This window comes from Streptomyces sp. NPDC087787 (genome assembly GCF_044743035.1).
Classification (GTDB): Bacteria; Actinomycetota; Actinomycetes; order Streptomycetales; family Streptomycetaceae; genus Streptomyces.
The window spans coordinates 57,288-75,547 of record NZ_JBIUVQ010000019.1; the positions used below are offsets into that span (position 1 = coordinate 57,288).

Genomic DNA, 18,260 nt, shown 5'->3' on the forward strand with positions numbered 1-18,260 from the left:
CGAGTTCGGGGGCGGGCCACGGTCGTTCACAAGGCCGCCCGCTCCAGCCAGAACTCCAGCACCTCCCGCTCGCCGAGCACCTCCAAGCCGGGGCTGTCCAGGGGAAGCCGGCGGCAGAACGCGAGCAGCACGGAGGTGAGCGGCCCGCGCAGGGCGACGTTCGCCTTCTCATGACCGCGGCGCCAGACGACGCCGTCCTCGGCGAGCTCGACGACCCACTCGGCCTTCAGCTCGGGATCGGCGTCGGTGGCGTGCAGATGGATGCTGCGGCCCGGACCGCGCAGCTCCTGGATGCCCGGGCGCGCCTTGCTCCGCTGGATGAACTGCATGATCTGCAGCCACTCGTCGACGGCGTCGGCGGCCACGTCCGCGTCGACCTCGTAGGGCCGGCCCGCGGTGAGCGCCGCGTCGGCACGGTGGATCGTGATCTCGTGGGTCATCCGGCGGGCCCAGAAGCCGGCGTCGAGGATCCCGCCCCAGGTCCACACCTTCGTGTCCGGTCCGGCTTCGCGGAGGGCCCCGACGAGGATGCGGCCGGTCTCCGCCAGCCAGGCGTCAAGGGCGACCGGGTCGCCCTGCGCCTCGGGGCCTACGGCCAGCGGGATCTCCGTGGGCGGGATGTTCTCCTGCGCGCGGGTCCTGACCAGCGCCTCGGCCCAGCGCAGGGCGCCGCCCACGTGCCGGACCAGCTTCTCCAGTGTCCAGTCCGGACAGGTCGGCACGGTGCTGGACAAGTCGGCCCCGGAGGTGACCAGAGACCTCAACTCGTCGATTTGGTAAGTGATTTGATCGCAGTAACGGTCGTAGGCAAGTAGCGTCATGCTCCGCACACTAGGTGCCGCGCGATCATTCCAGCACCAGGATTTCGGCCGTGTCGAACTCCACCGCCACCTCGTCCCCGACCTCCGGTGCCGTACGCAGGGCGCAGGCCGCCTCCAGACGCGGGGCGTTGGCGGGCTGGAGGTGGACGGTGACGTGGGTGCCCTTGAAGGTGCGCGCGGTCACCGTGCAGGACAGACCCTCGTCGGCGGGGACCAGGCGGACTCCGGCGGGCCGGACGAGGAGGGTGCGGGAGCCCTGGGCCGAGCCGTCGGGCACCGGCACCTTGCCCCACGGGGTGACCGCGACCTCTCCGTCCACGCTCGCCTCCACCACGTTCTCGAAGCCGAGGAAACGTGCCACGAACGCATCGGCCGGCCGCTGCCACACCTCGAGTGGCGTGCCCCACTGGGCGATCCGGCCGTCCCGCATCACCACGACCCGGTCGGCGAGGGCGAACGCCTCGCCCTGGTCGTGCGTGACGGCGAGCACGGTCGTGCCCAACCGCCCGAACAGCTCCCGCAGTTCGACGACGAGACGCTCCCGCAGCGAGCGGTCGAGCTGGCCCAGCGGCTCGTCCAGCATCAGCAGTCGCGGCCGGGGGGCGAGCGCCCGGGCCAGGGCCACCCGCTGCTGCTCCCCGCCGGAGAGCGCGGCCACGGCACGCCGCCCGGCCCCGGGCAGCCCGACCAGCTCCAGCAACTCCCCCACCCGGGCGTCCCGTTCTCCCTTCACCGCGCCGCGCATACGCAGTCCGAAACCGACGTTGCCGGCCACGTCCCGCTGCGGGAACAGCTGGTGGTCCTGGAACATCAGCCCCACCTCGCGCCGGTGCACCGGCACCCCCGACTGGTCCCGCCCGTCCAGCAGCACCCGTCCGGAGTCCAGCGGCTGAAGCCCGGCCACCGCGCGCAGCAGCGTCGACTTGCCGCTGCCGCTGGGTCCGAGCACGCACACGATCTCGTGCTCGGCGACCGAGAGGTCGACCGCGTCCAGCACGGCCCGTCCGCCGAAGCGCACGGTCGCGGCATCGAGGCTCAGCAGCATCTAGAACTCCCCGCTCCGATCGATGGGGGTCCCCCCGGTCGAGCTTGTTCGAGACTGGGGGAGCAGCCGCTCCAGCACCAGCAGCGCCACCGCGCACACCACCATCAGAATCGTCGACAGGGCCATCGCCTGGCCGTAGTTGAGGTCGCCGGGGCGGCCGATCAGCCGTGCCACGGCGACCGGCAGCGTCGGGCTGTCGGGCCGCGCGATGAACACGGTCGCCCCGAACTCCCCCAGGGACACGGCGAAGGCGAAACCGGCGGCGATCAGCAGCGCCCGCCGTACGAGCGGCAGGTCGACCTCCCGCCACACCCGCCACGGCGAGGCCCCGAGCACGGCCGCCGCCTCCCGCAGCCGTACGTCCACCGCGCGCAGCACGGGCAGCATGGTCCGTACGACGAAGGGCACCCCGACCAGGGCCTGCGCGAGCGGGACCAGGATCCAGGACTGCCTGAGGTCCAGTGGCGGCCGGTCCAGGGCGATCAGGAAGCCGAAGCCGACGGTCACCGCCGAGACCCCGAGCGGCAGCATCAGCAGCGCGTCGAAGCCGCGCACGAGCCGGCCGGCGTCCCGGCGGGTGAGAGCGGCGGCGGCGAGCGCGCCGATCACCACGGCGATGGCGGTCGCCGCGGCGGCGTAGCTCAGGGAGGTGCCGACGGCGTGGATCGGCGCGACCAGGAAGGTGCCGCCGTCCGCGTTCGTCAGCGCCCGGTAGTAGCCGAAGCCGGGCGCGGCGAGCGACCGCTGCACCAGCACCGCGAGCGGCAGCACGAGGAGGACGGCGACGGTGGCGAGGACGCCGGCCAGCAGCGTCCACTGCCCGGCGCCGCGCGGCCGGCGGGCGGTCAGCGAGGCGTCCACCAGCTTCAGCGCGGTCTCCCGGCGCCGTACGGTCCAGGCGTGCACGGCGAGGATCGCGCCCACCGCTGCGAACTGGAGGATCGTCAGGACCGCCGCGGTCGCCAGGTCGAAGATCTCGGAGGTCTGCCGGTAGATCTCCACTTCGAGGGTGGAGAAGGCGGGGCCGCCGAGGATCTGCACCACGCCGAAGGAGGTGAACGTGAACAGGAAGACCATCAGCGCCGCGGCGCCCACCGCTGGGGCCAGCGCGGGGAGGGTGACCTTGCGCCAGGCGGTCAGCGGCGAGGCGCCGAGCATCCGGGCCGCCTCCTCCTGGCGCGGGTCGAGCCCCGCCCACAGTCCGCCCACGGTCCGTACGACGACGGCGTAGTTGAAGAAGACGTGGGCGAGCAGGATCGCCCACACCGTGGTGTCCAGCCGGACGCCCCACAGTTCGTCGAGCAGGCCGCCGCGCCCGACCAGCGCGAGGAACGCGGTGCCGACCACGACGGTGGGCAGCACGAACGGCACGGTGACGACGGCCCGCAGGACGTGCCGGCCGGGGAAGTCGAGGCGGGCGAAGACATAGGCGCCGGGCAGGGCGACGAGCAGGGTGAGCGCGGTGGAGGCGAGCGCCTGCCAGGTGGTGAACCACAGCACGTGCCGGATGTCGGACTGTCCGAACACATCGGTGATCCGCCCCAACTGCCAGGCCCCGTCCGTCTCCAGGCCGCGCCGGACGATCGCGGTCACGGGGTAGGCGAAGAACACCGCGAAGAACGCGACGGGCACGGCCATGAGGCCGAGCCGCGCCGCGTTCCCCGTCCGGCGGCCGCGTCCGCGGCCTACCTGAGGACGAGCGAGGTCCACGACTTGACCCACTGGTCACGGTTGGCGGCGATCCTGTCGGGGGCCAGGGTCTCGGGGTTCTTGGCCTGGGGGCCGTACTTCACGAACTCCGGCGGCACCTGGGCGGCTTCGCGCACCGGGTGGACGAACATGCTCAGCGGCATGTCGTCCTGGAACTCCTTGGTGATCAGGAAGTCCAGGAAGGCCTTGCCCCCTTCGGTGTTCCTGGCGTTGCTGAGCAGTCCCGCGTACTCGACCTGGCGGAAGCAGGTGCCCTGCGCGACGCCGGTCGGCGCGGTCTTCGGCCGCGGGTCGGCGTAGATGACCTCGGCGGGCGGCGAGGAGGCGTAGGAGACGACGAGGGGCCGGTCGCCCTTGGCCTTCCTGCCGCCCGCGGAACCGGAGAACTCCTGGTTGTAGGCCTGCTCCCAGCCGTCGACGACCTTGACGCCGTTGGCCTTGAGCTTCTTCCAGTAGTCCTGCCAGCCCTGGTCGCCGTACCTGGCGGCGGTGCCGAGCAGGAAGCCGAGGCCGGGCGAGGAGGTGGCGGCGTTCTCGGTGACGAGGAGGTTCCTGTACTCCGGCTTGATCAGGTCGTCGAACGAGGCTGGCGGGGTCAGCCGGTGGTCGGCGAAGTACTTCTTGTCGTAGTTGACGCAGATGTCGCCGGTGTCGATGGGCGTGACCCGGTGCTTGGCCTCGTCGACCCGGTACTGCGGCAGGATCAGGTCGGCGTCCTTCGGCTCGTACGGCTGGAACAGCCCGTTGTCCAGGGCGCGGGACAGCAGGGTGTTGTCGACGCCGAAGAAGACGTCGCCCTGCGGGTTGTCCTTGGTGAGGATGGCCTTGTTGACGGCCTGGCCGGCGTCGCCGTCCTCCAGGACCTTCACCTTGTAGCCGGAGCTCTTCTCGAAGTCGGCGATGACGCTCTTGGAGGCGGCCCACGAGTTGTGGCTGACGAGGGTCACCGTCTTGGAGCCCGCGGAGCCCTTGCCGTCGGGTGACGAGCCGCACGCCGACAGCGTGACCAGGCCGAGCCCGACCGCGGCTACGGCGAACGTCTTGATGTGCACTGGATGTCCTCCTGGGGGTTGGCCAGGAAGAGACGCGGCCCTGCCCGGGGTCCGCGAGGGACACCCGGGCAGGGCACAACAGCTTGAGTGATGACCGAACTTCCTACCCAGAATGACCTGGGCGAGGTTCAGAGGGTCTGCGGCCGGTGCCGCACTCTCAGCGCTGTGGCGCTCCCCTGTCGGAATATGAAGATGTGTAGATTCCCAGCCTACCGTCCGGCCACCGCCCGGCTACCTTTCGGTGGCGGCCAGCTGACCGCAGGCGCCGTCGATCTCCTGGCCCCGGGTGTCCCGGACGGTCACCGGCACACCGTGGGCGGCGATCGCCTCGACGAACGCCTTCTCGTCCTCGGGCCGGGACGCGGTCCACTTCGAGCCGGGCGTCGGGTTCAGCGGGATGAGGTTGACGTGCACGGGCTTGCCCTTGAGCAGCCGGCCGAGCCGGTCGCCACGCCACGCCTGGTCGTTGATGTCCCGGATCAGCGCGTACTCGATGGACAGCCGGCGCCCGGACCTGGCGGTGTACTCGAATCCGGCGTCGAGCACCTCCCGCACCTTCCACCGCGTGTTGACCGGGACGAGCGTGTCGCGCAGTTCGTCGTCCGGTGCGTGCAAGGAGATGGCGAGCCGGCACTTGAAGCCCTCGTCGGAGAACCGGTGGATCGCCGGAACCAGGCCCACCGTCGAGACGGTGATCCCCCGCTGGGACAGCCCGAGGCCGTCCGGCTCGGGGGCGGTCAGGGCGCGGATGGCGGCGACGACGCGGTTGTAGTTGGCGAGCGGCTCGCCCATGCCCATGAAGACGATGTTCGACAGGCGCGCGGGACCACCGGGGACCTCGCCGTCCCGCAGGGCGCGCATCCCGTCGACGATCTGGTGCACGATCTCGGCGGTGGACAGGTTCCGGTCGAGCCCGGCCTGTCCCGTGGCGCAGAACGGGCAGTTCATGCCGCAGCCCGCCTGCGAGCTGATGCACATGGTCACCCGGTCCGGGTAGCGCATGAGCACCGACTCCACGAGCGTGCCGTCGAACAGGCGCCACAGCGTCTTGCGGGTGGTCCCCTGGTCGGTCGACAGATGCCGTACGACCGTCATCAGCTCGGGAAGCAGCGCCTCCTGGAGCTTGGCGCGGGACCCGGCGGGGATGTCGGTCCACTGCTCCGGGTCGTGCGCGTACCGCGCGAAGTAGTGCTGCGAGAGCTGCTTCGCACGAAACGGCTTCTCGCCGATCGCGGCGACAGCCTCCTTGCGCTCGGCGGGCGACAGGTCGGCAAGATGCCGCGGCGGCTTCTTGGCTCCGCGCGGGGCGACGAAAGTGAGTTCTCCGGGCTTAGGCATGGCTGTACCAGTGTCGCAGATCCAATCCGCGCTGCCGCAGGGCGCCCGGGGATGCTAATGCCGCGCCCACTGTCGCAGCTTCCTGATGACACGATCCTTCTGGAGACGGGTTGCCGAGATTTCACCCGGGCTCGTCATGAACGCCGTGAGGGGGGTCCATCGCTTACGTCCGTTGCGAGCCGTCCACCGCACCGCGGGGAAGTCCGTGATCTCCGTGATGCGCTTTCGGTCGATCACTCGTGTGCGCAGGTAGCCATGGATCACCAGCCGCGAGTGTTCGTACGTCACACTGAGTCGATATCCCCGCACCGTCAGGGCAGCGAACCCGATCACGCCCAGACCAGCCGCAAGCCGTGCGATGGCGGTATCGGCTTGCGTCGCGTACGCAAGGCGGACAACCGCCGGAACGGCTCCGAGGCCGCTGTTGGCCAGACGGTTCGGCGTGGACGTCGATTGCTCCATGAGGTTCCTCGTGTGGTCGCGCCTGCCGGCGCAGCCTACAGCCGGCGGGGCATGGCCATGCCAGCCACACAACGGCCGCGGCAGTCACAGCCAACTGGCCCAGCCGAAAGTCAGGAGGTAAGACCGCGTGACGGCGGCCCACCCGCGGCGCCCGCCACGGACAACCGCGAGAAGGGCGACGGCGAACCAGGCCGCGACCGCTCCACCGACCATCAGAGCCCACTGGGCGCCGCCAGCGGCAGCGATCAAGGCGACGACGATGACCATGATGGCGAGCCCGGCATGGGCACCGCCGGTACTCACACGGAGCATCTCGCGCACGACCCGACGGTCCTCAGCGAGCACCCGCTCGTACGCGTTCAGTTCACGCCCCGCACCGTCCTGCTCCTGCATGCCCCGCGCCACAAGCCCTCCTCACACAGCCTGGCCCAAGATGAAGCCGGCACTCGTCCAGACGCCGCAGCCCGCCGCACCGTTGCCCATCGCGTCCGCCGACGCGCCTCCTGCCTGAACGGGCAGGCAGCGGGCATGGCACACTCCGGAGACGGCCGGTGATGGTGAGTGATTTCGCCAGGGGGAGAGACATGACCGATGGGTGGCCCAAGCGCTGGTGGACCGCCGCTCTCCTGGCTGCGGGACTGGCCGGAAAGGTGGCCTACGACGTCTGGTGGACGGTGCGGATTCTTGCGGGGCCGGCAGTGGACTGGTGGAGCCTTCTCACACGGTGCCTGGGGGGAACCTTGTTCGCGCTCCTGGCGGCTCAAGTCGCTCATCGGGCGTTCACCCTCTACAGGGCGGCACGACCCGTGGACGGCAGGACGCAAGCCGACCACTGAATCCTGATCCACGGGGGGAACGGCATCGAGCCCCCACCTGTCGGGTGGGGGCTCGATGGCCGGTCGCGGGATCAGGCGGAGCCGACGAAGAGGACCAGCAGGAGCCAGGCCACGGGCGCGGTGGGCAGCAGGGAATCCAGGCGGTCCATGATCCCTCCGTGGCCGGGGAGCAGGGTGCCCATGTCCTTGATGCCCAGGTCCCGCTTGATCATGGACTCGCCCAGATCGCCGAGCGTGGCGGTGGCGGCGACCGCGAGGCCGAGCAGCAGGCCCTGCCACCAGGCGCCGTCGTCGATCAGGAACTGCATGCACAGCGCGCCGGCCACCATCGCGAAGGCCACCGCGCCGAACAGGCCCTCGCGGGTCTTGCCCGGGCTGATGCGCGGGGCGAGCTTGTGCCGGCCGAAACGCCAGCCGACGGCGTACGCGCCCGTGTCGCTGACAACCGTGAGCAGGAGGAAGGTCAGCACGCGGCGCGGACCGTCGTCCGCGGTCAGCATCATCGCGACGAACGTGGCCAGGAACGGCACGTAGAACGCCGCGAAGACGCCGGCCGTGACGTCCTTGAGGTAACCCTCCGGCGGTTCCGTCATGCGCCAGACCAGGACCGCGAGCGCCGTCAGCGCCATCGCCACCCAGGCACCCTCGGCACCCCGGACGTACCCGGCGACCACCATGGCCGCACCGCCGACCGCCAGCGGCACGAGCGGCGCCTTGATGCCCTTGCGCTCCTGGAGCCGGCTGGTGAGCTCCCACAGGCCGACCACGACCGCGATCGCGATGACGCCCACGAAGACGGCCTTGACGACGAACAGCGACACGACGATCACCACGCCGAGTCCGAGGCCGACGCCTATGGCGGCGCCCAGGTCGCGGCCCGCGTTCTTCTTCTGCGGCGCGGGCGCCGGCTGCGGGGCGTCGGGCATGGGCTCCGGATTCTGCGACGCCGTCCTGTGGAAGGACGGTGTCTGCGGCGTGTCGTGAGGCCACGGCTGCGGCGCTTGGTGCGGCTGCTGCGGCATGTCGTCGCGGAACGAGGCGCCGCCCGGCTGGGCGGCACCGCGGTCGTCATCCTGGTTTCCGCCGTGAGCGGGCGCGTCGGGCACGACGGGCATGGGGCGGGTCCGCTGGGCGTCATGCGCATCGTACGCGGCACCCGCCGGAGCGGCCCCCGGGACGGGTCCCCCCTGATGGGCGGATGGCCCGTCCGCGGGCCCCCAGTACCCGGCCTGCCGCGGCGCTCCCCAGGAAGTGTCGTCCATCAGACTTCGAGCAGCTCCGCTTCCTTGTGCTTCAGCAGCTCGTCCACCTGCGCCACGTACTTCGCGGTGGTGTCGTCGAGCTCCTTCTCCGCACGACGGCCCTCGTCCTCGCCGACCTCGCCGTCCTTGATCATCTTGTCGATGGCGTCCTTGGCCTTGCGGCGCACGGAGCGGATGGACACCTTGGCGTCCTCGCCCTTGCCCTTGGCGACCTTGATGTAGTCGCGGCGGCGCTCCTCGGTGAGCTCGGGGAACACCACGCGGATGATGTTGCCGTCGTTGCTCGGGTTGACGCCCAGGTCGGAGTCGCGGATCGCCTGCTCGATGTTGCGCAGCGCGGTCTTGTCGAACGGGGTCACGACGGCCATGCGCGGCTCCGGCACGGAGAACGAGGCCAGCTGGTTGATCGGCGTCGGCGCGCCGTAGTAATCGGCCACGATCTTGTTGAACATCGCCGGGTGCGCACGGCCGGTGCGGATCGCGGCGAAGTCCTCCTTGGCGACCACGACGGCCTTCTCCATCTTCTCCTCGGCCTCGAGGAGGGTCTCTTCGATCACCACTTGCTCCTGCGTGTCTTGAGTAGGCCCGGCTGCGGTTCCCTGTCGGGACCGGCGACCGGCTTCGTCGCGTTCTTCCTGCACGGTTCCCGACCGGCAGGACATTGTCCATCCTCCGGTCGGAGTCCGTCCCGTCCGGCGCCCGGACAGGTCTCTTTCCGGCGACCCGCGGTACGGGGTCGGCCGGTCAGTCCCGGCTGCCCTGGTCGCCCTGGTCGCCCTGGTCGCCCTGGTCGCCCACAAGCGTGCCGATCTTCTCACCCTTGACGGCGCGGGCGATATTGCCCTCCTTCAGAAGCTCGAAGACGACGATCGGGAGCTTGTTGTCCCGGCACAGCGTGATCGCCGTCGCGTCGGCGATCTTCAGGTCCCGCGTGATGACCTCGCCGTAGCCGAGGGAGTCGAACTTCACGGCGTCCGGGTTGGCCTTCGGGTCGGAGTCGTAAACCCCGTCCACGCCGTTCTTGCCCATGAGCAGCGCCTCGGCGTCGATCTCCAGGGCGCGCTGGGCGGCGGTGGTGTCGGTGGAGAAGTACGGCATGCCCATACCGGCGCCGAAGATGACCACGCGGCCCTTCTCCAGGTGGCGCACGGCGCGCAGCGGGATGTACGGCTCGGCGACCTGGCCCATGGTGATGGCGGTCTGGACCCGGCTGTCGATGCCTTCCTTCTCCAGAAAGTCCTGCAGGGCGAGGCAGTTCATCACGGTGCCGAGCATGCCCATGTAGTCCGAGCGGGCGCGGTCCATGCCGCGCTGCTGGAGTTCGGCACCGCGGAAGAAGTTGCCGCCGCCGATCACGACCGCGATCTCCGCTCCGTCGCGTACGACCGCCGCGATCTCACGGGCGATGGCGTGCACCACGTCCGGGTCGACTCCCAGGCCCCCGCCGCCGGAGAAGGCCTCTCCTGACAGCTTCAGCAGAAACCGGCCGGGTACTTTGCCGTCGTCGCTCTTCTGGGCCTTGGTGGTCATGAGATCCCGCCTCTGTTACGTGGTGCACATGCGAAGAAGGCCATTGCCGGTGGGGCGTGATTCGCATCCCATGCAGCGGCAATGGCCTCCTCGTCAGATCTGCTGCCGTCCGTCACGCGCGTGTGGCTGCACACGCGCGCGACGTGGACGACTGCTGTCGACCCTATCGGGGTCGGGGGTCCGTCGCGGTACGGACCGTGGACTCAGATGCCGACCTTGATGCGCGTGAAGCGCTTCAGGGTGACACCGGCCTCGTCCAGAACCTTCTGGACCGACTTCTTGTTGTCCAGGGCGTAGGGCTGGCCGAGCAGCGTCGCGTCCTTGAAGAAGCCGTTCAGGCGGCCCTCGACGATCTTGGCGATCGCGGCCTCGGGCTTGCCCTCGGCGCGGGTGGTCTCCTCGGCGACACGACGCTCGGACTCGACGATGTCGGCCGGCACGTCCTCCTTGGCGAGGTACTTCGGCGCGAAGGCGGCGATGTGCTGGGCGATGCCCTTGGCAACCTCGGCATTCGGCTTGTCGAGCTCGACGAGGACACCGATCTGCGGGGGCAGGTCGGGCATCGTGCGGTGCATGTACGCGGTCACGAAGCCGTCGGAGAACTGCGCGAAGCGGTCCAGGACGATCTTCTCGCCGAGGTTGGCGTTGGCCTCGTCCACGAACGCCTGGACGGTCTTGCCGGCCTCGATCTCGGAGGCGAGCAGGCCGTCGAGGTCGGCCGGGGAGGACTTGGCGACGTGCTCGGCGATCGTGCGGGCGACGGCCTGGAACTTCTCGCCCTTGGCGACGAAGTCCGTCTCGCACTTCAGCTCGACGAGGACACCGGAGGAGTTGTCGTCGGCGATGATCGAGACCACGGCGCCGTTCTCGGCGGAGCGGCCCTCGCGCTTGGCGACGCCCTTCTGGCCCTTGATACGGAGCGCCTCGACAGCCTTCTCGACGTTGCCCTCGGCCTCGTCCAGCGCCTTCTTGCAGTCCATCATGCCGGCGCCGGTGAGCTCACGGAGCTTCTTGACGTCGGCGGCGGTGTAGTTCGCCATGAGTCTGTGAATCTTTCTCGAAGTCTGGAGGATCGAAGATCTGCACGGTCTGCGGTCTACATGTAGCTGCAGATTCCCGACTCGGTACTGACCTACGGGTGAACGGCGGGAGCGGACTTCATGTCGCCGCTCCCGCCGTCAACGCTGGCGCTGACGGGTCAGGCCTGCTCGCCCTCGGCGGCCGGAGCCTCGGCGGCGGCAGCCTCCGGGGCCTCCGCGGCGGGAGCCTCAGGGGCCTCCGCGGCGGGAGCCTCCGCAGCCGGGGCCTCCTCGGCCTTCTTCTCACCCTCGAGCAGGTCGCGCTCCCACTCGGCGAGCGGCTCGCCCGCGGCCTTCTCGCCCTTGCCCTCGGTGGCGACACCGGAGCGGGCGATGAGGCCCTCGGCGACCGCGTCGGCGATCACACGGGTGAGCAGGGTGACGGAGCGGATCGCGTCGTCGTTGCCCGGGATCTTGTAGTCGACCTCGTCGGGGTCACAGTTGGTGTCGAGGATGGCGACGACCGGGATGTTGAGCTTCCGGGCCTCGCCGACCGCGATGTGCTCCTTCTTGGTGTCCACGATCCAGACGGCGCTGGGCACCTTCTGCATCTCGCGGATACCGCCGAGGGTCTTCTCCAGCTTGGCCTTCTCGCGGGAGAGGACCAGGAGCTCCTTCTTGGTCAGACCGGAGGCCGCGACGTCCTCGAAGTCGATCTGCTCGAGCTCCTTCAGGCGCTGCAGGCGCTTGTAGACGGTCGAGAAGTTGGTGAGCATGCCGCCCAGCCAGCGCTGGTTGACGTAGGGCATGCCGACGCGGGTGGCCTGCTCGGCGATGGCCTCCTGCGCCTGCTTCTTCGTACCGACGAACATGACCGTGCCGCCGTGGGCGACGGTCTCCTTGACGAACTCGTAGGCGCGGTCGATGTACGACAGCGACTGGAGCAGGTCGATGATGTAGATGCCGTTGCGCTCGGTGAAGATGAAGCGCTTCATCTTCGGGTTCCAGCGACGGGTCTGGTGACCGAAGTGGACGCCGCTCTCCAGCAGCTCCCGCATCGTGACGACGGCCATGGCCGTATCTCCTTGAGTTTCTCGGTTGTGCCGCGGATGCCGGACGGCTTCCGCGCCTGACGCCCGCGGTGCGCCGTGCCACGAGGGACCGAGGGGCGCTGACACCGGCCGTTGCCGGTCCGAGTGTCGGGGCGTGCGAAGTCGACCCAGTGACCCGGGTCGCCACCAGAAGTGTACGGGACCCGCGGGGCGCCGGGTGACGCCGCTGTCCACAATGGGTGAGTCGTCCACAGGTTCCGGTCGCAGCCGGCGGGGTGCGGGACGGTGGGCGCATGTTTCGGATGCGTGCGATGCGACGGACGGCCGCCGGCGTCCGGCGGCGTCTTCTGCCCGGACGGGCGGCGGCCCCGGCGGCCTCGGTGGCCCTTATGGCCCTGGTGGCCTCGGTGGTATTGATGGCGCTCGCGGCCTCGGCGGCGCTGGCGGGCTCGGTGACATGGACGACCTGGGCGGGCGACCACCCCACCACGCCGGCCGGTCCTGGGCCAGGCCCTGGGCCACTTGGCCCTGGGTCAGGTCCCGGTCCCGGGCCAGGCCCCGATCCCGGCCAGGCTCCCGGTCCCGATTCCGAGTCCGGGTCCGGGTCCGGGTCCGAGTCCGGGTCCGGGTCCGGGTCCGAGTCCGGGTCCGGGTCCGAGTCCGGGTCCGGGTCCGGGTCCGGGGAAGAGGATGCGCCCGTGCCCGCCGTGGGTCGGGTGTGGCCGGTGGGGGTGCGGCCCGGGGTGTTGCGCGGCTGGGATCCACCGGCGACGGTCTACGGGCCCGGGCACCGGGGCGTGGACCTGAGCGCGCCGCCGGGTGCCCAGGTCCGGGCGGTGGCGGCGGGGCGGGTGTTCTTCGCGGGCCCGGTGGCCGGCAGGGGCGTGGTGTCGATCGAGCTGTCCGGCACCGGCGAACCACCGCTTCGGACGACGTACGAGCCGGTGAGGGCGTCGGTGAAGCAGGGCGACGAGGTGACGGCGGGCGCGGTCGTCGGCACGGTCGAGGCCACGGGCCGGCATTGCGAAGGCCCGTGCGTCCACTGGGGCCTGCTGCGCGGCAGGACCTACCTGAACCCTCTCCTCCTGCTCCCCCCATGGCTCCTGAACGGACCAACGAGACTGCTCCCGGTCCTGGGTGTGCCACTGCCCTGATGCCCCTGCGCTGGTCACGGAGGGCGTGGCACCGGCGCCTCGCCGCAGGGTCAGCCGCAGACGCCGCGCAGGGCCATGGCGACGGCGGCCTCGGCGATGGACGCCGGATCCTCCGCGGCGCCCAGTTCGATGCGACGTACCGCCGCGTCCACCACGCCCTGAAGCAGCATCGCCGCCAACCGCGGCTGCTCGTGGCCCAGCTCGCCGAGCGCCTCCACGATGATGGCGACGAGCCCGCCGTGGGCGGCCCGGATCTTCTCCCGGGCGCCCGCGTCCAGCTCGCTCGCCGAGATCGCCACGACGGCCCGGTGCCGCCGGTCCCCAACCAGATCCAGCTGCTTGCGCACATACGCCTCGACCTTGGCCGGGGGCCTGTCGGCGGAGGCCATCGCGGCCTCGACCTCCGCGGCCCACACCGGGAAGTCGGCCTCGCACAGCTCCTCGACCACGGCGGCCCGCGACCGGAAATACTCGTACACCGACGAACGCGCGAGCCCCGTCCGCTCCGCCAGGGCCGGGAAGGTCAGCGCCTCCGTCCCGCCCTCGGACAGCAGGGTCCGCGCCGCGTCCAGCAGGGCGGCTCGCTGCATCGACCGGTGCTCGGCCACGGAGGCCGCTCGAATCCTTGGCACGTCAACCACTTTACGGATGTGCCACCCGGACCGGGAGCGACTCCGCCCGGGTCAGCGGCCGAAGCTCGCCAGCTTCGCCCGCAGCTGGAGCACCGATTTGGTATGGATCTGGCTGACCCGGCTCTCGGTCACACCGAGCACATGGCCGATCTCGGCGAGAGTGAGGCCCTCGTAGTAGTAGAGCATCACGACGGTCTTCTCCCGCTCGGGCAGCGTGTTGATCGCACGGGCCAGGAACGTCCGCAGCTCCCGGCCCTCGGCCACCTCCACCGGGTTGTCGGCGGCGGTGTCCTCCAGCGTGTCCATCAGGCTCAGCCGGTCGCCGCCCTCGCCGCCCACATGCAGCAGCTCCTCCAGCGCCACCACGTTGGCCAGCGACAACTGGCTGAAAACAGCATGCAGTTCGTCGACCGCGATGCCCATCTCGGCGGCCACCTCGACCTCCGTCGGGGTGCGTCGCAGCCGGGCCTCCAGGGTCGCGTACGCCCGCTCCACGTTCCGCGCCTTCTGCCGTACCGAGCGGGGGATCCAGTCCAGCGCCCGCAGCTCGTCGATCATCGCGCCCCGGATCCGGGTGATCGCGTAGGTCTCGAACTTGATCTCCCGCTCGATGTCGAACTTCTCGATCGCGTCGATGAGCCCGAAGACCCCTGAGGAGACGAAATCGGCCTGCTCCACATTGGGCGGCAGGCCGACGCTCACCCGGCCCGCCACGTACTTCACCAGCGGCGAGTAGTGCAGGATCAGCTGCTCCCGCAACCGGTCGTCCCCCGTCGCCTTGTACGACCGCCACAGCTCCTCGAGCGTCGAAGGAGCGGGCGGCCGCACGCTGCCACCGTCACGGGCGGCTGGGGGGATCGCCGCCCGGTCGGGCCCGGAGGTGTGCTGGGGCATGAGTCGCCTTGCGTCGTTCTGCGGTGGAATGCGGGCGTCCGAGTGAGCTGTCGGTCTGGGTGGTATCTGCGGTCCGAACCACGTGAGCGTAGCGTGACTGAAGTGTCGCGGTGCGCTAAGGACGGGGCGCGAAGCGTGCGCAGATTCGTTCCGCGATGCGCCCCACCGGGTCACGCCTGTCACCCTCGGTGACCACCGCGGCGCCCAACTGCGGGAATCCCCAACGGCGTCGGGCCTCCCCCGGACGGCCGAACACGCTCGGTCAGCACCGCTCGCGCCCTTCCCGGGCCGAGATCAGCGCCTGGCGTGTCAACTTCCATCCATCGCCGTGTCGTTCGACGTAACCCAGTGACCGGAGTTCGTACAGTTTCGCGATCGCGTCGTCCGTGGTCGTCCGGGCACCGCGGGCGACCTCGTCCGGCGTCGCCCCGCCGCGCGCCGGCAACGCGGCCAGAACCTGCCGGGCGTCCGGTTCCAGCAGGTCGCGCGGGAGTACGGGCCCGCGCCGGTCCGGGGCGAGTTCGCCCATGTCTCCGACGAGTTCGACGACTTCCGCGGCGTCGGTGACCAGCACCGCCCCGTCGCGCAGGAGTTCGTGGACACCGGCGGAGAGCGCGCTGGTGGCCGGTCCGGGCACCCCCATGGTGTGCCGTCCCAGCCGCAACGCCGCCCGTGCGGTGACCAGTGATCCGCTGCGGTGGGCGGCCTCCACGACCACGGTGCCCCGGGTGAGCGCCGCGATCACCCGGTTGCGGACGATGAACCGGCTCGGCGTGGGGTGGTCACCGGGCGGCAACTCGCCGATCACCAGTCCCTGCTGAGCGATCCTGCTGATCAACTCGGTGTGCCCGCGCGGATAGGGCCGGTCGACGCCGCAGGCCAGTACCGCGACGGTGGCACCGCCCGCGGCGAGCGCGCCCCGATGGGCGGTCCCGTCGACTCCGTAGGCGCCGCCGGAGACCACGACCCATCCGTGCTCCGCGAGGCCGGCGGCGAGGGCCGCGGCCATGTGGGCGCCGTACTGGGTGCAGGCGCGGGCGCCGACGACCGCGACCGAGCGCAGCGCCCATATCCGCAGGCTGGGCCGGCCACGCACCCACAGTCCCGTGGGCCGCGCGTCGCCGAGGTCGTCGAGCTGCGCGGGCCACTCGGTGTCCCCGGGGCGCACGAACCGCACCCCGGCCTCCCGCGCCGCGGCGAGGTCCCGTCCGGGATCGGCCCCTGCCGCGCGGGCGCACAGCCCCGCCCACCGCTTGTCCGACACCCCGGCGAGCCGGGGGGCGCCCTCGCGCAGCCGCCGGGCCACCTCCACCGCCCCCAACTCGCGCAGCCACCGCCCGCCGACCGCGTCCCCGGGCTCCAGCACCCGGCCGAGGAAGACCCGGGCGAGCAGCTCGCCGTCGGGGGGCGGGACGGTGTTCACGCCGGCGCCCCGATGGCCATGGGCACGCCCCGGGGCACTCCGGTGCGCAGTTGCAGCGCCAGGGCGACGTCCGACGCGCCGGGCCGGTCGTGGCCGGCGAGGTCCGCGACCGTCCAGGCGACTCGCAGGACACGGTCGAGTCCGCGCACGGTGAGGACCCCCCGCTCCAGACCGCGCTCGGCCTCGTCCATGGCGCCGGCCGCCGCCTGCCAGCGGCTGCGGAGCTCGCGGCCGGGCACCTCGCTGTTGGTCCGCCACGGCGTGCCCGCGAGCCGGGCCGCCGCGCGTTCCCTGGCGGCCCGCACCCGGTCGGCCACCGCCGCCGTGGCCTCGCCCCCGGCCTCGCGCCGGGTGAGTTCGGAGCGGGTGACCGGGTCGACCTCGACCCGCAGGTCGACCCGGTCGAGCAGCGGCCCGGACAGTCTGGCCTGGTAGCGGCGGACCGCCGAGGGCGGGCACTCGCACAGGGTGTCCCGCAGCGAGAACCGTCCGCAGGGGCAGGGGTTGGCGGCGAGCACCATCAGGAACTTCGCCGGGTACCGCACCACCCCGGAGCTGCGGGCGATCACCACATGGCCCGCCTCCAGCGGCTGGCGCAGGGCGTCGAGGGCGTGGCTGCTGAACTCCGGGGTCTCGTCCAGGAAGAGCACGCCACGGTGGGCCAGCGACACGGCCCCCGGCCTGGCGACGCCCGGGCCGCCCCCGACGAGGGCCTGCATGGTGGCCGAGTGGTGCGGGGCGCAGTAGGGGGCGAGGTCGATCAGCGGTCTGCCCGGCGGCAGGAGTCCGGCCACCGAGTGGATCGCCGTCACCTCCAGGGACTCCTCCCGGGCGAGGCGGGGCAGCAGGGCGGGCAGCCGCTCGGCGAGCATGGTCTTGCCCGCGCCCGGCGGTCCTTCGAGGAACAGGTGGTGCGCCCCGGCCGCGGCGACCTCGACCGCCGTACGGGCCGAGACCTGGCCGACGACGTCGGCGAGGTCGTGTCCCTGGTCCTGCTGGGCGGCGCCCACGCTGTGCATTCCGGCGGCCGCTCCCGTGCCGGGCAGGCGCAGGCCCGCAAGGAGCGGGTCCGGTCGCCCCTGCTCGTCCGGGTCCTCCTCGGGCACCGGCTCGTCGGTCAGCACCGCGATCAGCTGCCGCAGGCTTCGGACGCCGAGGACGGAGACGCCGGGCACCAGCGCGGCCTCGGCGGCGGCGCATTCGGGCACGACCATCTGCTCGTAACCGGAGTCGGCGGCGGCCAGCACCGCCGGCAGGATGCCCCTGACGGGGCGCACCCGCCCGTCCAGGCCGAGCTCCCCGATCATCACGATGTCGGCGAGTACCCGGGGGTCGATCCGCTCGGCGGCGCCGAGCACCGCACAGGCCACGGCCAGGTCGAAGCCGCTGCCGGCCTTGGGCACCGAGGCCGGGCTGAGTCCGACCGTGAGCTTCTTCTGCGGCCACTCGCCGCCGGAGTTGACCACCGCGGCCCGCACCCGGTCCCGGCTCTCGGTCAGGCTCTTGTCCGGCAGGCCCACCAGGGTGAAGGCGGCGACGCCCGGTTCCAGGTCGGCCTGGACCTCGACGACCACGCCCTCGACACCGACGAGGGCCACGGAGCACGTACGCGCGAAGCCCATCAGGCGGCCCCCCGTACGTGCTCGACCAAGGGGGCGCCGCGCCGGGGCAGCAGGACGCCGACCAGGTCGATGCGGACGCCTCCCGGCGGCGCCCCTCCGTGGGACTGGATCCAGCGTTCCGCGAGGCCGCGCAGCCGCTCGGCCTTCTCCGGTGTGACCGCGGCCATCGGGTGCTCGAAGAGCCCCTCCCGGCGGGTCTTCACCTCGCAGACGACCAGGACGTCGCCGTCCCGGGCCACGATGTCGATCTCACCGGTCCTGCCGCAGCGCCAGTTGCGCTCCAGGACCGTCATGCCGGTCTGCGTCAGCCGCCGGGCCGCCAGGCCCTCTCCGTACCTGCCGAGCGCGCTTCGTGCGTTCATGTCGGCACCACCTCCGGCGCCCACGGTCACGCATCCGGCCCCACGG

At 71.4% G+C, this 18,260-nt stretch carries 18 protein-coding genes and 1 riboswitch; of the genes, 1 reads left to right on the plus strand and 17 read right to left on the minus strand.

Features of this window, described 5'->3' with window-relative positions; all coding sequences use genetic code 11:
* Positions 1 to 26 precede the first annotated feature (26 nt).
* From ACIOWN_RS27295 to rpsB, 12 genes are all read right to left on the minus strand, one after another.
* Positions 27 to 821: a maleylpyruvate isomerase N-terminal domain-containing protein gene (locus ACIOWN_RS27295; RefSeq protein WP_401983602.1), complete on the minus strand. Its 795-nt coding sequence runs from the start codon at positions 819 to 821 to the stop codon at positions 27 to 29.
* Positions 822 to 846: 25 nt separating this feature from the next.
* The gene (locus ACIOWN_RS27300; RefSeq protein ID WP_401983603.1) at positions 847 to 1,866 is read right to left on the minus strand and encodes an ABC transporter ATP-binding protein; all 1,020 of its coding nucleotides are present in this window, start codon (positions 1,864 to 1,866) and stop codon (positions 847 to 849) included.
* The gene (locus ACIOWN_RS27305; RefSeq protein WP_362353440.1) at positions 1,867 to 3,576 is read right to left on the minus strand and encodes an iron ABC transporter permease; all 1,710 of its coding nucleotides are present in this window, start codon (positions 3,574 to 3,576) and stop codon (positions 1,867 to 1,869) included.
* Positions 3,552 to 4,628, minus strand: coding sequence for a thiamine ABC transporter substrate binding subunit (locus tag ACIOWN_RS27310; RefSeq protein WP_401983604.1), 1,077 nt, complete (start codon positions 4,626 to 4,628; stop codon positions 3,552 to 3,554). The genes ACIOWN_RS27305 and ACIOWN_RS27310 overlap by 25 nt, the downstream gene beginning before the upstream one ends.
* An 82-nt stretch (positions 4,629 to 4,710) precedes the next feature.
* A riboswitch (TPP riboswitch) is annotated at positions 4,711 to 4,816 on the minus strand.
* 43 nt (positions 4,817 to 4,859) lie between these two features.
* On the minus strand, positions 4,860 to 5,966 hold the full coding sequence (gene rlmN / locus ACIOWN_RS27315; RefSeq protein ID WP_401983605.1) for a 23S rRNA (adenine(2503)-C(2))-methyltransferase RlmN: 1,107 nt from the start codon (positions 5,964 to 5,966) through the stop codon (positions 4,860 to 4,862).
* Positions 5,967 to 6,020: 54 nt separating this feature from the next.
* Complete coding sequence (locus ACIOWN_RS27320) at positions 6,021 to 6,428, minus strand: hypothetical protein (RefSeq protein ID WP_401983607.1); 408 nt, start codon at positions 6,426 to 6,428, stop codon at positions 6,021 to 6,023.
* A gap of 84 nt (positions 6,429 to 6,512) precedes the next feature.
* Complete coding sequence (locus tag ACIOWN_RS27325; protein ID WP_362353448.1) at positions 6,513 to 6,821, minus strand: hypothetical protein; 309 nt, start codon at positions 6,819 to 6,821, stop codon at positions 6,513 to 6,515.
* A gap of 514 nt (positions 6,822 to 7,335) precedes the next feature.
* Positions 7,336 to 8,526 carry a phosphatidate cytidylyltransferase gene (locus ACIOWN_RS27330; RefSeq protein ID WP_362353450.1) on the minus strand — a complete coding sequence of 397 codons (1,191 nt, stop codon included), beginning with the start codon at positions 8,524 to 8,526 and terminating at the stop codon, positions 7,336 to 7,338.
* A complete protein-coding gene (frr, locus tag ACIOWN_RS27335) occupies positions 8,526 to 9,083 on the minus strand; it encodes a ribosome recycling factor (RefSeq protein ID WP_362353452.1) in 558 nt (185 codons plus the stop codon). Before frr ends, ACIOWN_RS27330 begins: the two co-directional genes overlap by 1 nt.
* 187 nt (positions 9,084 to 9,270) lie before the next feature.
* Positions 9,271 to 10,056, minus strand: coding sequence for a UMP kinase (gene pyrH, locus ACIOWN_RS27340; protein WP_401983608.1), 786 nt, complete (start codon positions 10,054 to 10,056; stop codon positions 9,271 to 9,273).
* Positions 10,057 to 10,259: 203 nt separating this feature from the next.
* Positions 10,260 to 11,096, minus strand: coding sequence for a translation elongation factor Ts (gene tsf, locus ACIOWN_RS27345; protein WP_401983609.1), 837 nt, complete (start codon positions 11,094 to 11,096; stop codon positions 10,260 to 10,262).
* A gap of 158 nt (positions 11,097 to 11,254) precedes the next feature.
* Positions 11,255 to 12,148 (minus strand): 30S ribosomal protein S2, encoded by an 894-nt coding sequence (gene rpsB, locus ACIOWN_RS27350; protein WP_362353458.1) that lies wholly within the window; start codon positions 12,146 to 12,148, stop codon positions 11,255 to 11,257.
* Between the two features lie 677 nt (positions 12,149 to 12,825).
* Between rpsB and ACIOWN_RS27355 the strand changes: the two genes are divergently transcribed.
* The gene (locus tag ACIOWN_RS27355; protein WP_362353460.1) at positions 12,826 to 13,281 is read left to right on the plus strand and encodes a M23 family metallopeptidase; all 456 of its coding nucleotides are present in this window, start codon (positions 12,826 to 12,828) and stop codon (positions 13,279 to 13,281) included.
* Between the two features lie 50 nt (positions 13,282 to 13,331).
* Here ACIOWN_RS27355 and ACIOWN_RS27360 read toward each other — a convergent pair whose 3' ends face one another.
* The 5 genes from ACIOWN_RS27360 to ACIOWN_RS27380 all read right to left on the minus strand — a co-directional run bounded on the left by ACIOWN_RS27360 (position 13,332) and on the right by ACIOWN_RS27380 (position 18,214).
* Complete coding sequence (locus tag ACIOWN_RS27360) at positions 13,332 to 13,889, minus strand: helix-turn-helix domain-containing protein (RefSeq protein ID WP_362353573.1); 558 nt, start codon at positions 13,887 to 13,889, stop codon at positions 13,332 to 13,334.
* 75 nt (positions 13,890 to 13,964) lie between these two features.
* Positions 13,965 to 14,807: an RNA polymerase sigma factor WhiG gene (gene whiG, locus ACIOWN_RS27365; RefSeq protein WP_362353462.1), complete on the minus strand. Its 843-nt coding sequence runs from the start codon at positions 14,805 to 14,807 to the stop codon at positions 13,965 to 13,967.
* A gap of 262 nt (positions 14,808 to 15,069) precedes the next feature.
* Positions 15,070 to 16,230 (minus strand): DNA-processing protein DprA, encoded by a 1,161-nt coding sequence (dprA, locus tag ACIOWN_RS27370; protein WP_362353463.1) that lies wholly within the window; start codon positions 16,228 to 16,230, stop codon positions 15,070 to 15,072.
* On the minus strand, positions 16,227 to 17,852 hold the full coding sequence (locus ACIOWN_RS27375; protein WP_362353465.1) for a YifB family Mg chelatase-like AAA ATPase: 1,626 nt from the start codon (positions 17,850 to 17,852) through the stop codon (positions 16,227 to 16,229). Before ACIOWN_RS27375 ends, dprA begins: the two co-directional genes overlap by 4 nt.
* A complete protein-coding gene (locus tag ACIOWN_RS27380) occupies positions 17,852 to 18,214 on the minus strand; it encodes a YraN family protein (protein ID WP_362353467.1) in 363 nt (120 codons plus the stop codon). Before ACIOWN_RS27380 ends, ACIOWN_RS27375 begins: the two co-directional genes overlap by 1 nt.
* Between the last annotated feature and the right edge of the window lie 46 nt (positions 18,215 to 18,260).

Bases quoted from the DNA above. Each gene is read 5' to 3' on its own strand.
- ACIOWN_RS27300 (WP_401983603.1), bottom strand. From the start codon at position 1,866: ATGCTGCTGAGCCTCGATGCCGCGACCGTGCGCTTCGGCGGACGGGCC.
- ACIOWN_RS27295 (WP_401983602.1), bottom strand. From the start codon at position 821: ATGACGCTACTTGCCTACGACCGTTACTGCGATCAAATCACTTACCAA.
- pyrH (WP_401983608.1), bottom strand. From the start codon at position 10,056: ATGACCACCAAGGCCCAGAAGAGCGACGACGGCAAAGTACCCGGCCGG.
- tsf (WP_401983609.1), bottom strand. From the start codon at position 11,096: ATGGCGAACTACACCGCCGCCGACGTCAAGAAGCTCCGTGAGCTCACC.
- ACIOWN_RS27325 (WP_362353448.1), bottom strand. From the start codon at position 6,821: ATGCAGGAGCAGGACGGTGCGGGGCGTGAACTGAACGCGTACGAGCGG.
- rlmN (WP_401983605.1), bottom strand. From the start codon at position 5,966: ATGCCTAAGCCCGGAGAACTCACTTTCGTCGCCCCGCGCGGAGCCAAG.
- ACIOWN_RS27380 (WP_362353467.1), bottom strand. From the start codon at position 18,214: ATGAACGCACGAAGCGCGCTCGGCAGGTACGGAGAGGGCCTGGCGGCC.
- ACIOWN_RS27320 (WP_401983607.1), bottom strand. From the start codon at position 6,428: ATGGAGCAATCGACGTCCACGCCGAACCGTCTGGCCAACAGCGGCCTC.
- whiG (WP_362353462.1), bottom strand. From the start codon at position 14,807: ATGCCCCAGCACACCTCCGGGCCCGACCGGGCGGCGATCCCCCCAGCC.
- ACIOWN_RS27330 (WP_362353450.1), bottom strand. From the start codon at position 8,526: ATGGACGACACTTCCTGGGGAGCGCCGCGGCAGGCCGGGTACTGGGGG.
- ACIOWN_RS27375 (WP_362353465.1), bottom strand. From the start codon at position 17,852: ATGGGCTTCGCGCGTACGTGCTCCGTGGCCCTCGTCGGTGTCGAGGGC.
- rpsB (WP_362353458.1), bottom strand. From the start codon at position 12,148: ATGGCCGTCGTCACGATGCGGGAGCTGCTGGAGAGCGGCGTCCACTTC.